Origin of the sequence: Actinomycetospora sp. CA-101289, from assembly GCF_050955895.1 — a bacterium.
In the GTDB taxonomy this organism is placed as follows: domain Bacteria; phylum Actinomycetota; class Actinomycetes; order Mycobacteriales; family Pseudonocardiaceae; genus Actinomycetospora.
In genome coordinates this window covers 3,479,429-3,492,567 of the sequence record NZ_CP192093.1, presented here as the reverse complement: position 1 = coordinate 3,492,567, position 13,139 = coordinate 3,479,429, and the positions used below count along the sequence as shown (strand labels likewise).

At 71.6% G+C, this 13,139-nt stretch carries 13 protein-coding genes; 2 read left to right on the top strand and 11 right to left on the bottom strand.

The window, feature by feature from the left end; genetic code table 11:
• Nucleotides 1-838: 838 nt before the first annotated feature.
• Nucleotides 839-1,387 carry a hypothetical protein gene (locus tag ACQPX6_RS17465; RefSeq protein ID WP_433781561.1) on the top strand — a complete coding sequence of 183 codons (549 nt, stop codon included), beginning with the start codon at nt 839-841 and terminating at the stop codon, nt 1,385-1,387.
• 127 nt (nt 1,388-1,514) lie between these two features.
• Here ACQPX6_RS17465 and ACQPX6_RS17460 read toward each other — a convergent pair whose 3' ends face one another.
• The 7 genes from ACQPX6_RS17460 to ACQPX6_RS17430 form a co-directional block, all read right to left on the bottom strand.
• Nucleotides 1,515-1,721 carry a hypothetical protein gene (locus ACQPX6_RS17460; protein WP_433781560.1) on the bottom strand — a complete coding sequence of 69 codons (207 nt, stop codon included), beginning with the start codon at nt 1,719-1,721 and terminating at the stop codon, nt 1,515-1,517.
• 147 nt (nt 1,722-1,868) lie between these two features.
• Nucleotides 1,869-2,474, bottom strand: coding sequence for an NADPH-dependent FMN reductase (locus tag ACQPX6_RS17455; protein WP_433781558.1), 606 nt, complete (start codon nt 2,472-2,474; stop codon nt 1,869-1,871).
• 20 nt (nt 2,475-2,494) lie between these two features.
• Nucleotides 2,495-4,087, bottom strand: coding sequence for an FAD-dependent monooxygenase (locus tag ACQPX6_RS17450; protein ID WP_433781557.1), 1,593 nt, complete (start codon nt 4,085-4,087; stop codon nt 2,495-2,497).
• A complete protein-coding gene (locus ACQPX6_RS17445) occupies nt 4,088-4,711 on the bottom strand; it encodes a VOC family protein (protein WP_433781555.1) in 624 nt (207 codons plus the stop codon).
• Between the two features lie 10 nt (nt 4,712-4,721).
• Complete coding sequence (locus ACQPX6_RS17440; RefSeq protein WP_433781554.1) at nt 4,722-5,693, bottom strand: alpha/beta fold hydrolase; 972 nt, start codon at nt 5,691-5,693, stop codon at nt 4,722-4,724.
• Nucleotides 5,690-6,571, bottom strand: a complete 882-nt coding sequence (locus ACQPX6_RS17435) for a fumarylacetoacetate hydrolase family protein (protein ID WP_433781553.1) — start codon at nt 6,569-6,571, stop codon at nt 5,690-5,692. The genes ACQPX6_RS17440 and ACQPX6_RS17435 overlap by 4 nt, the downstream gene beginning before the upstream one ends.
• 14 nt (nt 6,572-6,585) lie before the next feature.
• On the bottom strand, nt 6,586-7,803 hold the full coding sequence (locus tag ACQPX6_RS17430) for an acyl-CoA dehydrogenase family protein (protein ID WP_433781552.1): 1,218 nt from the start codon (nt 7,801-7,803) through the stop codon (nt 6,586-6,588).
• A gap of 140 nt (nt 7,804-7,943) precedes the next feature.
• On the opposite strand from ACQPX6_RS17430, the gene ACQPX6_RS17425 reads away from it, so the two are divergent.
• Nucleotides 7,944-8,672, top strand: coding sequence for a GntR family transcriptional regulator (locus ACQPX6_RS17425; protein WP_433781551.1), 729 nt, complete (start codon nt 7,944-7,946; stop codon nt 8,670-8,672).
• Between the two features lie 151 nt (nt 8,673-8,823).
• On the opposite strand, the gene ACQPX6_RS17420 is transcribed toward ACQPX6_RS17425, so the two are convergent.
• The 4 genes from ACQPX6_RS17420 to ACQPX6_RS17405 all read right to left on the bottom strand — a co-directional run bounded on the left by ACQPX6_RS17420 (nt 8,824) and on the right by ACQPX6_RS17405 (nt 13,056).
• Complete coding sequence (locus ACQPX6_RS17420) at nt 8,824-10,023, bottom strand: acyl-CoA dehydrogenase family protein (RefSeq protein WP_433788289.1); 1,200 nt, start codon at nt 10,021-10,023, stop codon at nt 8,824-8,826.
• Nucleotides 10,024-10,091: 68 nt separating this feature from the next.
• On the bottom strand, nt 10,092-11,036 hold the full coding sequence (locus ACQPX6_RS17415; protein WP_433781550.1) for a 3-hydroxyacyl-CoA dehydrogenase NAD-binding domain-containing protein: 945 nt from the start codon (nt 11,034-11,036) through the stop codon (nt 10,092-10,094).
• A gap of 41 nt (nt 11,037-11,077) precedes the next feature.
• Nucleotides 11,078-12,298 carry a CaiB/BaiF CoA transferase family protein gene (locus ACQPX6_RS17410; protein ID WP_433781549.1) on the bottom strand — a complete coding sequence of 407 codons (1,221 nt, stop codon included), beginning with the start codon at nt 12,296-12,298 and terminating at the stop codon, nt 11,078-11,080.
• Nucleotides 12,295-13,056 (bottom strand): acetoacetate decarboxylase, encoded by a 762-nt coding sequence (locus ACQPX6_RS17405; RefSeq protein WP_433781548.1) that lies wholly within the window; start codon nt 13,054-13,056, stop codon nt 12,295-12,297. Before ACQPX6_RS17405 ends, ACQPX6_RS17410 begins: the two co-directional genes overlap by 4 nt.
• Nucleotides 13,057-13,139: the final 83 nt, after the last annotated feature.

The window sequence follows — 13,139 nt, the reverse complement described above, 5'->3', positions numbered from 1 at the left end:
GGCGCGACAGTGATCACTGGAGTTGGCTGCGAGCACCTCGCCGGTGTCGAGGTCCAGCGTGGCAGGCCCCTCGTTCCAGGAGGCCCGCACCGCCGCGGGCCGTCCGCGGGCGAACGTCACCGTCAGGGCGTCCGCGGCCGGCGAGCGAGCGTGCGCGGTTGCAGAGACCACGTCCGCTTGACCATGCCTCAGACCTTCGCAGCGATGGTCGAGTTCGGCTCGAGGCGACCGCGGCGCCGAGGCGGACGCGCAAGCGGCTGAGCGGGTCAGGTTCCTGACCCTCGGGACTCGGTCCCCGACGGTGCCTGACAGCGTTGGACGGCAAGGCCTCCGGCACGCGGGGCGCTCACGCCGCCCGTTAACACTCTCGACTACGTAACCGACAAGGTGCCGGAGTGGAGGTGCGCGAGGGATGCGTCCACGGTGTCCTCGCGACCTTCCTCCGGTAGCGGTCAGCAGGACCCCTGCCCTTCTACAAGAGGAGCTGGCCCTGACGGTGACGCGTCGCGGTGCGGACCCTGGGACTACAGGTTCGCCTCCGGAGGGCCCTGGTTTGCGGGTCTCCTTTGAAGAGCAGCCCACTGCCCCTCTGCTCATTCCTGCGCGCCGGAAGGTTGGCGGGCCGGTGTGGGGTATGTTTGTCGCCGCCCTTCTCGTCGTGATCAGCTTGGCTGCTGTCCTCCTGGTGCGATGGGCGCCGTCTGCGCCAGCGAACTCCGTTTCGCCGGCTTCGACGGCCGCGCCTGCGTCCAGCGTGTCGCGCGAGGCCGGAGCGCCGACGGACAGCAATCACGGAGCGAACCTCTCTGTCGTTGACGGTAGGCGTTTGCCCGCCCAAGTGGGGCAGACCATCAACGCGTTCTACGAGGCCCTCCTGAACAATCGCCGGGACACCCTGGAAGCGTTGTGCGACGACCCCGCCAACTTCGGCATGTGGCTGGCTCCGATCATTCAGACCGAAGCTGACCGGCTGCCGTTGCTCGACCTCATGAGTACCCACAGCCTCGTCCCGATCGACGAGGCCATCGGTTACACGCTTGATGGCACAGACAGCACATCGGTCCTGATATTCAGTCTTGACAACGGCAAGTTCGTCGCTGCCCACTCGCCCAACAGTTACGGCGGTGCAAGCTCCACCTCGCGCACGACCACCGACCCGACTGAAGGCTCAGCTGTCGATCGTTACGGATGCCTGTCCCGCAACAGTTTCGATACCGATAATCCTTGCGTCTACGGTGTGAGCTATCCACCGGTGACCGAGGCGCAATGTTGGATGCTCCGACACGATGCACTCACCGACGGTCGTTCCCCTGAGCAGGAGCTCGAGGCTCAGGGGATTTCAACTAGCTACGTCCAGCAGCATGCCGTTGACGGTTGCTTGGCCTAGAGCGCCAGGTCTGTCCGTCGCCCAGTCACGACTCGACCTCGCGACCTGATGACCTTCGAGGACCAGGCGGAAGCCAGCCCCTCGTAACGGATGAGCAGAGCGGTGCGCGCGCGAGCTTGCCGCTGGCTCAGTTCACCACGACCCACGAGTTCACGGTCGTGTTCATCGCCCTGCCCACCATCGTGCGCGTCTCACATCCCGACCCGGTGGCGGTCTTCTGGGTGGCCGGGCGCCTGCGCGGTGACCGCTCGTCGACCGCGCCCGCGAGCGTGGCGAGCTCGGCGACTCGCCGGTGCCGTCGCCCGTCCTGCTGCCCCTCGACCTCGCGCGGCACGAGCTCCTCGTCGTCGGCACCCCTGACCGACGACAGGCTCGACGTGATCGTGACGAGATCGCCGTGCCCCTGCTGCGGCTCCGGAGCCGCGACGGAGCCGGTGGAGAGTCGTCCGATCGGGTGTCAGCTCTGCCCTGAGGGGAACGGTCAGGTGCGGGCCTCGTGGGCGCCGCGCAGGCCGAGGACGTCGAGCCATCCGGCGAGGCCGTCGAGGGCCGCCTTGGCGCCGGCCTCGGTCTCCTCGGCCGGGGTGAACGTCCGCGCCTCGCCCTCGCCCGAGACCCTCTGGGCGGCGAACGGGATGGGGACGGTGGCCGCGACCGGCACCATGCGCAGGGCGACCAGCACCGGCCAGAGCGCCTCGGCGGCGCGCGCTCCTGCGGCCACGCCGCCGTAGCCGATCAGCGCGACCGGCTTGCCGGCCCACTCCTGGTTGAGGTGGTCGAGGGCGTTCTTCAGGGCGGCGTTGTAGCTGTGGTTGTACTCGGGGTGGACGATCGCGAAGGCGTCGGCGCGGGCGACGGTGGCGCTGAAGGCCTTCGTCGAGTCGAGCACGTAGCGCGCGAACCGCGGGTGCTCCGGCTCGGCGAACATCGGTAGGTCGACCTCGGCGAGATCGACGATCTCGACCTCGAACCCCTCGTACTGCCGTGCGTACGCCGCAAACCACTGCGCGATCGGCTCGCCGACCCGACCGGGGCGGGTGCTCGCGACGATGATCTGCAGCAGAGGGCGGCGCTCGGGCTCCGTCATCGGGGTTCCTTCTGGTGGTGTCATCGGGTGGTGTGGGTGAGCGGCGCGGTGCCGGTCACGCGGTCCACCAGGGTGGTGGGGTCGTCCGGCAGGACGGGCCCGGACCAGGTGATGTGCTGGTCGGGTCGGACGAGCAGCGCTGCCGGGCGGGCTCGGGCCTCGCCGTCAGGCAGCTTCACGACGGTCAGGGGGACCCCGCGCAGCGCGCAGATCTCGCGCAGCGCCGCGGGCTCGTCGCCGGGTCGGGCGAGCAGGGTGAGCCCGGGGCCGAGGACGTCGTAGAGCGAGCGGCCGTCGGGGAGCCAGGTGTGCGGCAGCCGGTGGCCGGCACCGGAGGCGATGACCGGCGAGTCCGCGTGGTCGAGGTCGAGGACGAGGTCCAGAGCGTGGAACTCGGCGTGCTTGGTCTCCTGGATGCGCTGGTGGGCAGCACGGCGGGCGGCGTCGCCGGCGGCGGTGTCGGCGTCCAGGTCGTCGGTGAGCAGGTCGGTCGAGAGCGTCTTCATGTTCTCGTGCGCTGCCTGGATGACCCGGTCCTGCACAGGCCGTCGTTCGGCCTCGTAGCTGTCGAGCAGGCTCGGACCCCCCCAGCCCTGGAGCACCGCGGCGAGCTTCCACCCGAGGTCGACCGCATCGCCGATCCCGGTGTTCAGCCCGTGTCCACCGAACGGCGGGTTGAGGTGTGCGGCGTCCCCGGCCAGGAACACGCGGCCGACGCGCAGGGTGTCGACCAGCTGCATCCGTGCGGTCCAGGGGTCCGTCGAGAGCACCGTGGGGTCCACCGGCGTCCCGGCGGCGGCATCGATGATCGCCGCACCGTCGCGGTCGCCGGTCTCGCGGTCGACGCCGAAGGCGATGATCCACCAGGTGCCGGCGCGGTCGAGAGGGCCGAGCAGGGCCGGTGCGGAGGGGTTCACGGTCCAGTACTGGACGGCCGGTCCGTGCCGGACGTGCGTGGACAGCTCGGGTGCCCGGAACACCATCCCGTAGTTGGGGCGCAGGGCGTGCTCCCCGGCGTAGGTCGCGCCGATGCCCTCCCGCACGGTGCTGCGCGGACCGTCGCAGCCCAGCACGTAGTCGGCCCGGATCGTGTCGGTGCCGCCGTCGAGGTGCACGGTGACTCCGTCGTCGTCCTGCACGAGATCGACCACGCGACGCCCGAGCACGAGGGTCGCGGTCTCGAGCTCGTCGACGACCTCGCGCAGCAGCTCCTCGAGGAGGAACTGCGGCGCCTGCTGCCCGAGCTCGGGGGAGCGGTCGCCCTCGACGGCGAGGCCGAGGACGCCGGTGAAGCGGGACAGCTCGTGGCCCACCAGTGACGTGCAGAACACGACGTCGGTGGAGAACGCCGGGGAGAGCGGTGCACGGGCGCGCAGCCGGTCGGTGATGCCCCACCGCCGCAGGTGCTCCATGGTGCGGACGTTGACCGTCTTGCACCGGGGCCGCGAGCGCGACACCGACTCGCGGGGCTCGACGACCACGCACGCGATCCCGCGGCGGCCGAGCTCGACGGCCGCCGCGAGACCGACGGGGCCGCCGCCGGCGACGAGGACCTGGGTGCGGCGGTGTCCGGCTTCCGGCGCGGCAGCTCCGCTGCGCTGCGTGCCGCCCACTCAGTAGATCTCGGGCAGCAGCACGTCGGCCGGCGGGTTCTCGGGCCGGTACTTGCCGGCCCGGGCACCTTCGTGGATGTCCTCCTGGGTCAGGCCCTGGGCGTGGGCCTCGACGATCTTGTCCGGGTCGAACCACTCGCCGATCGGGTTCTCGGCGAACTCGCGGGCGGCCCACATCCACTCCTTGGACGCCGCCCAGTCGCCGAAGCAGTCGAACTGGATCTCTACGCCGTTGCCTTCGGGGTCGGCGTAGTACAGCGACATCGTGAGGCCGTGGTCGAGGCACATGAACGGCGTGATGCCGTGGTCGCGCAGCCGCACGTAGTTGTCGAGCCACTGGCCGAAGTTCGCGTACTCGAACGCGGTGTGGTGCAGCCCGGCGCTGGTCGACTTGTTCACCGGTCGCGTGATGGCCGGGTGGGCGATGAGGGCGATGCGGTGGTTGGCCTCGTCGTTGGTCAGCCAGGCCGCGGACTCGCTGTAGTGCACGGGCTGGAGCCCGGCGACGAGCCCGTACCAGCGGACCATCTCGTCCAGCTTCAAGGTCAGGAACGTCGCGTGGTGCAGCTTCGGCGGGATGATCGGGGCTCGACGGTGGTCCGTGGGCGAGTGGTCGGTGGCCATGTCTCTGCTCCTATCGGTCGAGGGTCGTGAGCCAGTCGAGGACGGTCTCGACGTACTGCTTGGGTGCGTGCTCGTGCATCGCGTGCGGCATGTCGGGGAACGAGCGGTAGTCGATCCGCCCACCGGCCGCGGTGACGATCTCCCGGGCGCGGCGGGCCTGGTCGTCGGAGTAGGCCCCGGTCAGCTGCCCGGTCGTCTCGTCCACGGTGTGGAAGTGGTGGGTGAGCAGCACGGGGACGCGGACCTGCTCGAGCATCGTGACGTGGTCGCACGACGCCGTGGCGGTGCCCGAGACGAACGCCCGGCCCCACTCCGGGTCGTACTCCCGCAGGTTCTGGGGAGGTCCGGCGGTGGGGTCGGCGTGCTCGTCGGGCGGGAACATCGCGGGCAGGTTGCGCAGCATCTCGAGCGGGACCTCGGTCGGCATCGCACGCAGGAGGCCGGGCCAGTCGCCGATCGACCACTGGTCGCCCAGCCACTTGTTCCACACGCGGAAGATCGGACCGACGGCCTGGTCGATGCCGTGGCCGAAGGCCGGGCGGACCTCGCTGGAGAACAGCGGCGGGTCCTCCCACACCGCGGCCCGGATCTGACCCGGCTTGGCGAACGCCGACAGCCAGGCGGACAGGATGCCGCCGGAGGACATCCCGCTGACCAGGGTCTCCCGCCCGATGACCAGGTCGATGAAGCGCACGAGGTCGTTGCCGAAGATGTCGAGCGTGTACCGACCCGGTGTCCACGTCGAGCGCCCCTGGCCGCGCAGGTCGACGGCGTGGACGTGGAAGTGCTCGGCCAGCAGCGGCATCGCGGCCTCGTAGCCCCACCACGACTCGGACTGGCCCGGGATCAGCAGCAGGGCCGGTTGCGACGCGTCGCCGGCCACCGCGTAGTTCATCCGGACCTCGCCGAGGTCCACGGTGTGCTCGGCGAACGCGTGCGCGACGAAGGTGTCGCTGCGGTCGGCGGCTTCCAGGTGGGTCATCGCGAGGACTCCTCGGCCACGAAGCGGTGGTGCATCTGACCGATCCCCGCGCACCAGGTGGTGAGCCCGTCGCCGTCGGCGAGGAAGCGGGGCGGGGTCATCCCTGCGCCGATGCCGGACGGGGTGCCGGTGAACACGACGTCACCGGGCAGCAGGGTGACGATCGCCGAGAGCCGGGCGACGAGCTCCGCGACCGGGAAGATCATGGCGCTGGTGCGGCTCTTCTGGACGCTCTCGCCGTTGACCAGGCAGCCCAGTTCCAGGTCGTCGGGGTCGAGCCCGGCGGCCCGCAGCTCGTCGGTGGTGACCAGGTCCGGGCCGACCGGCGCGTAGCCGGGGTAGGACTTGCCCATCCCGAACTGCGCGGGCGGTGCGGCGAACTGCGTGACGCGGTCGGAGATGTCCTGGCCGAGGGTGAGGCCGGCGACGTGGTCCCACGCCTTGTCCACCGGGATGGCGCGTCCGCCGTCGGCGATGACGGCGACGAGCTCGACCTCCCAGTCGACGTCGCCCGGGGAGAGTCGAATGTCCCCGCGTGGTCCGGTGAAAGCCGAGGCGTACTTGGTGAACACCAGCGGCTCGGTCGGCAGGTCGAAGCCCGACTCGGCGGCGTGGTCGCGGTAGTTGAGGCCGACGGCGAAGACCTGAGGGGGGCGCGGGGTGACGGCCCCGAGGGTGTTGGCGTCGAGCGGGGCGGCGTCGTCGAACGACACCGTCGCCGCCCAGTCCCGGAACTCGTACCAGCGGGCGTAGACGGCCTGCGGGTCGGCGGCGAAGCGGCCGCCGCTGGCCTGCTCCACGTCGACGCCGCGGGGCTCGTCCGGCCCCGTCACGGGGTCGAGCAGGGCCAGCCGGCCCGCATGGTTGGTGATGCGCACGATGTGCGTCCTCTCTAGACGAGCGCTGTGACGCCGTCGGTGATGCCGAGCAGGGCTCGCCCGTAGACCTCGGAGGAGATCGCCGGGCTGATCACGGCGTGGCGGGACGCGACCTCGGAGTCGCGCCAGACGCGCTGCAGGGGGCTGGCTTCGGCGAACGACCCGGCGCCGTGGGCCGAGACGAGCGTGCGGATGGCCTCGCGGGCGTTCTCGATGGCCGCGCCGGTGTCCATACGGACGCGCGCGCGGGCCGCGTAGTCGGGGTAGACGCCGTCGACCGCGGCCTGGTCGATGTCCGCGGCCGCCCGGTAGGCGAACAGGTGGGCGGCGTCGACCAGCGAGGCGGCCTTGGCCACCGCGAGCTGGAAGGTCGGCGCGTCGGTCTGGGTGTCGTAGAAGGTGTAGGACACCGAGCGCTTCGGGGCCTTCTCGATCACGAGGTCGAGGGCGGCCTGCGCCAGGCCCAGCTGGGGGCCGGCCAGCACGATCGCGGCGACGGGCACGAACGCCGAACGGTAGAGCGCCTCGTCGGTGTGCTCGGTGGCGTAGCGGCCGCCGATCGCGGCCGGGACGGAGATGACCCGGTGTTCAGGCACCAGGACGTCGCGGGCGACGAGGGTGTTCGAGCCGGTGCCACGCATCCCGGCCACGAACCACGTGTCCTCGATCGACAGGTCGGTCATCGGGACCAGGGCCAGGCCCTGGTCGACGACCTCGCCGTGCCCGTCGGGGACCGGGAAGCCGACCACCGCCCACTGGGCGTGCAGGCAGCCCGAGGCCCAGCCCCACTTCCCGGCCAACCGGTAACCGCCGTCGACCCGCGTCGCCTCCGCCGAGGGCGCCAGCACGCCGGCGATGCGGTTGCCGGGCGCGCCCTCCCAGACGTCGCGCTGGGCCTGGTCGGGGAACAGGCCGCCGAAGAACCCGCAGACGTTCATCAGCGTCGTCGCCCACGACGTCGACCCGCAGCCGCGGGCGAGCTCGCGGGAGACCTCGAGCTTGGTGCGGATATCGGTCTCCAGGCCGCCGAGACGGCGCGGCTTGGTGATCGAGAACAGGCCGGCCTCGTCGATCAGCGCGATGTTCTCGTCGGCGACCCGCCGGTCCTCCTCGGTGCGGGCGGCGTTGCGGGCGAGGACCGGGACGAGCTCGCGGGCCCGGCCGACCAGGTCCGCGCGCAACGCCCGGGCTTCGTCGGTCGTCCCGGGTCGGTCAAGGGAACAGTCGGACATCGAGGTCGAGGACATCGCGCACCTCCGGCGGTCGCTTCGGTGTGACCTGAGCCATCGAGGACGCTAGGGCGCTAAGTTATAAGATGTCAACGGGGGCTATGCTCCGCCCGTCGCGGGCATCGGAGGACAGGAGGCGGGCCGTGACCGCAGAGGCGGGCCGTGGTGTGCAGTCGGTGGCGGCGCGCAAGGCGTCGGCGGTCGACCTCGTGCTGCACGAGATCCGCCGCTCCATCCTGAGCGGGGAACTCCCTCCGGGACGGCCGTTCACGGTGCCGGCCCTGACCGAACAGCTCGGGGTCAGCCACGTCCCGGTACGGGAGGCGCTGCGCCAGCTCGAGGCCCAGGGGCTGATCGTGCTGAGCCCGTCGCGCAGCGCGCTGGTGACCCCGCTCGACCCGGACGATCTGCGCGCGATCTACCGCTTGCGGATCACCGTGGAGCCCGAGCTCGCCGCGTTGTCGGCGCCCGGCCGCACCGACGCGCAGATCGCCGAGCTCGCCGCGATGGTGCGCGCGACCTTTGATCACGTGCTCGGGGAAGCGTTCTGGCAGCCCCACCGCGACTTCCACGCCGCCCTCATCGAGCCGGCCGCGAGTGTCTGGGACCGTCGGATGCTCGCCCCCCTCTGGGACGCCTCCGAGCGCTACACACGCCTGGTCTTCGATCCCGTCGAGGCCCCGGAATCCTTTGCCAGCCACCGCGCCCACGCCCACGACGAGCTGGTCAACGCCGCCCGGTCACGCGACCCGGAACGGGTGCGCGCGGCCGTCCGCGACCACCTCGAGAGCAACCTGGCCACGATGCTCGCCGAGATGAGCGGCATCGACACCTCGCCCCGCGCGGCGGGCGACCACGACGCCACCGCCTGAGGGCGGGCACTCAGAAGGTCGCCGTGCAGTTGATCGGCATGTCCGTGGAGCGGGAACTCGCCGGCGCCGCGGCGCCGCCGACGACGCCGACCCGTCGAGGAGTTTCACCAGCTCGGGGTTGGCGCGATGGTCGAGTCGGCAGACTGAGCGATCAGTGTCGCTCCGGCGCGCGTCCCACGAAGGCGCCGATGCCGGTGATGGAGCGGCCCACCACCAGCGTGTTCATCTCGCGCGTGCCCTCGTAGGAGTAGAGCGCCTCGGCGTCGTTGAAGAACCTGGTGACCTTGTTCTCCAGCAGGACGCCGTTGCCGCCGAGCACCTCGCGGGCCCTCGCGACGGCCTCGCGCAGCGCGATGGTGCATTCGCGCTTCGCGAGAGCGGCCTGGTCGTCGCGGAAGTGGTCGGCGTCCTGGAGCTGGGCGACCCGAACGGCCATGGCGATCGACGCGGTGAGCCGGCCCAGGATCGTCACGAGGTGGTCCTGGATGAGCTGGAAGGACGCGATCGGCTGCCCGAACTGCACCCGCTCGAGGGCATAGGCGCGGGCGAGCTCGTAGACGCCCATCATCGCGCCGACGGCGTTCCACGCGACTCCGCCGCGGGTCACCCGCAGGACGCGGTTGGTGTCCTTGAACGATCGGGCGTTCTGCAGCCGGTTCTCCTCCGGCACCCGCGCGCCCTCGAAGGTGAGGTCCGCGTTCTGGACCGTCCGCAGCGCGAGCTTGCCCTCCATCTTGGTGGCGGTGAAGCCGGGCGTGCCCTTCTCGACGACGAAGCCGAGCACCGAGCCGTGGGTCTCGGAGCCGTCGGTGACGTCACGCGCCCACACGACGACGAGGTCGGCGAAGGTGCCGTTGCCGATCCAGCGCTTGGCGCCGTCGAGGACCCAGTCGTCCCCCTCGCGCCGCGCGGTGGTCTCGAGACCGCCGGCGACGTCGGACCCGCCGTGCGGCTCGGACAGCGCGAACGCGCCGATCTTCTCCATGCGCCGCATCGCCGGCAGCCAGCGCTCCTTCTGCTCCTCGGACCCACACAGGTCGATCGAGGACAGCGCGAGCCCGCCGTGCACGCCGAAGAAGGTCGACATCGACGGGTCGATCCGCGACAGCTCCATGCTGACCATCGAGGTCAGCAGCTTGGAGTAGGCGCGCCGGTCGGGCCAGGCGCGGCCGAGGCCGACGATGTCGAGCTCGGCGAAGCCGGGGACCAGGTCGAAGGGGAAGTCCGTCGACGCCCAGTGGGCGTCCGCGATCGGGGCGATGCGCTCCTCGGCAAAGCGGCGCACCCTGGCCAGGATCTCCTGCTCCTCGGGGTCGAGCAGCTCGGCGTAGCCGTAGAAGTCGCCAAGCAGCGGGGGCAGCACGGCCTCGCTGGTGGTGGGTGTGGGCAGCCCGGCCTGGATGTCGGTGCTCGTGCTCATCAGTGCTCTCCTCCGCGACGGTCGGTGTCGGTGGTGCCCAGGTCACGGGCGCGCAGAACCGCGACCTGAGCGCGGTCGCGGGCTTCGGTGAGCTCCGCGTAGTGGTCGGTGCGGTAGGCCACCTCGGCGGCGGTGGCCAGCGCGTCGACGGTCTCCTCGTCGAGCGCGGGGTCGCCCAGGTCGCGCCAGCGCCGGGCCATGCCGGGACCGAGGTGCGCGAGCATGTGGCGCAGCCCGCCGGGACCGCCGCCGAGGTGGAAGGACAGGAACGGCCCGCCGGTGGCCCAGCGCGGACCGAGCGACCCCGTCACCACGCGGTCGAGCTCCTCGGCGTCGACGACGCCGGACCGCACCAGGTGCACGGCCTCCCGGAAGAGGGCGGACTGGAGGCGGTTGGCGACGAAGCCGGCCACCTCCCGGTGCAGCACCACCGGGTCCTTGCCCACGCCACGGAGGAACTCCGCGGCCCGGGCGACGGTGTCGTCGGCGGTGCGCTCCCCAGCGACCACCTCGACCAGCGGCAACACGTGCGGCGGATTGAACGGGTGGGCGACGAGCAGCCGGGCGGCGATCACGTCGTCGAGGTCGCGGGCGATCGTGGTGGGCTGGATCCCGGAGGTGGAGGACAGCAGCAGCGCCTCCGCGGGGGCGGCGGCGCCGATGCGGGCGAACAGCGACCGCTTGAGGTCGACGTCCTCGGGGCCCTGCTCCTGGACGACGGCGGCGTCGGCCACCGCGGCCTCGAGGTCGGGCTCGCACCGGATGCGGCCAAGCAGCTCGTCGGGGTCCGCGTCCAGCGAGGGCGCGAACTGGCGGACACCGGCATCGACGACCTCGACCAGGTCGGACCGGGGATCGGTGACGACGACGTCGTGACCGTGGGCGGCGAGCAGGGTGGTCCAGGAGACGCCGATGGTCCCGGCGCCCACTTCGGTGACGTTCATGGTGGTCCCTGGGAGTCGTGGTGGATGAGGGCCGGTGCTGCTCAGCCCGCGCGCTCGGCGACGACGCGGTCCGAGATCAGCGCGGCGAGCTCGTCGTCGGAGAGGCCGAGGTCGGCGAGGACCTCGCGGGTGTGCGCGCCGATGGCCGGCGCCGGCCCGCGCGGCGCGATGTCGGCTCCCGCGACGTGGACGGGGGCGCCGACGGTGCGGAACTCGCCGGCCTCGGGATCGGACAACCGGGGGTAGAGGTTCAGGCTCTCGGCCTGCGCGTCGGCGGCGAGCTCGGGGAGCGTCACCGCGGGGCCCCAGATGAACCGGTACCGGTCGAAGATGCGGCTCCACTCGGCCAGGGGCCTCTCGGCGATCGCGGCGTCGAGGAGGTCGGTGAGCTCGCCCATGTGCTCGCCGCGGGCCCGGAAGCTCGCGAAGCGCTCGTCCTGCGCCCACTCGGGGTGCCCGACCGCCTCGCAGAAGGGCTCCCACCAGCGCGGCTCGGGCATGAAGAGCACGAGCCAGCGGCGGTCGGCGCAGCGGAACGCGCCGTGGAGCGCGTGGGGGCGGCTCCGGCGACCGGAGGCGGGAGGCAAGCCGTCGACGAGGGTCGCCGAGAGGTCGGTGGACATCGTCCAGGCGGCGGTGGCCAGCAGGTTCACGTCCACGTCCTGGCCCTCGCCGGTGGCGTCGACCACCCGGAGCGCGGCCAGGATCGAGGCGAGCAGGCTCAGGGCCGCGGTGTGGTCGCCCTGGGCGGGGCGCAGGCGCGGGGGAGTCTCCGCCTCGGCTTCGGTCATCGCGTCGAGGATCGCGCCACGGCCGAAGAATGCGGTCAGGTCGTAGCCGGGGCGCTCGGTGTCGGGGCCCTCCGAGCCGTACCCGGACAATGTCGCGTGCACCAGCCGTGGGTTGGCCTCGCGCAGGGTCCCGGCGTCCAGGCCGTAGCGCTGCTGGCGCCCGGGTAGGAGGTTGGTGACGAACACGTCCGCATCGGCGACGAGCCGGCGCACGAGGGCGGCGCCCTGCTCGGTGTTGATCGCGACCGCGATGCCGCGCTTGCCGCGGTTGTCCATCTGGAAGCTCGGGTCCACCCGTGCGCCGCCCCCCGCGGGGTCCGGCTGCCGGGTGGCGCCGCGCATCGGGTCGCCCTGCAGGGGCTCGACCTTGATCACGTCGGCACCCATGTCGGCCATCATCGCCGCGGCACCGGGTGCCGCCATCCAGCCCGCGACCTCGACGACCCGGATACCGGCCAGTGGTGCGGTCATGCTGTTCCTCCCTGGGCGTCCTCGGCGAGGTAGTCGAAGGCCACCGACGCCGGGCCGAGGGTGAGGTCGGTCAGGATGTGGGTGGCCGAGACGATCTCCCGCACGGGCAGGTCGGCCAGTGGCGCGTTGACGTGCTCGAAGAGCTGCAGCCGCGCGGGCCCGGTCCAGGCGCCCTTGATCGTCATGTCGGTGATCTGGCTGCGGACCAGCTCGAGGATGCGGTGGCCCCGGCGGTCCGCGGCGGGCAACACCTTGAGGCCGAAGGTGGGCCGGCCGATCTCCGCCCGCGCCGCCGCCTCGTCGAGCGGCAGGTGCTTGTAGCCCATCGTGGCGGTCGCGACCCGCAGGGTGCCGTAGTCCAGCGTGCCGACGAGGGTGTCGGAGTCGGTGTAGAGGCGCGGGGCGCCCATCTTCTTGGGGTACGCGCTGATCTCCCGACCGCTCGCGATCGAGGCGAGGCTGTTCACGTACATGGCGTGCAGGTAGTCGGCCGGTTCACCCTCGTACTCCACGTGGAGCACCTGCCCGGACTCGCTGAACGAGCCCAGCCCCGTGGTGTCGGGCATCCGCATCACCTCGAATCGCACCAGCGGGTCGCCGACGGTCAGCGGCTCGGGCACCACGGCGCGCATCGCGTCGGGGTCCGTGCGATAGGTGATGTTGAGGTACTCGCGGTCGGTGAAGCGGTATCTCGCCGCCGGGTAGGCCGGTGCCCCGAGCGGGGTCGTCAGTTGTCGCCGGACGTCCTCGATGCGCATCCGTGCTCCCTCCGTCGCTCGTCGACGACGTTAGGAGAGCTAAGCAGTCCACACAATGTGAGATATGGTTACCCATATGGATA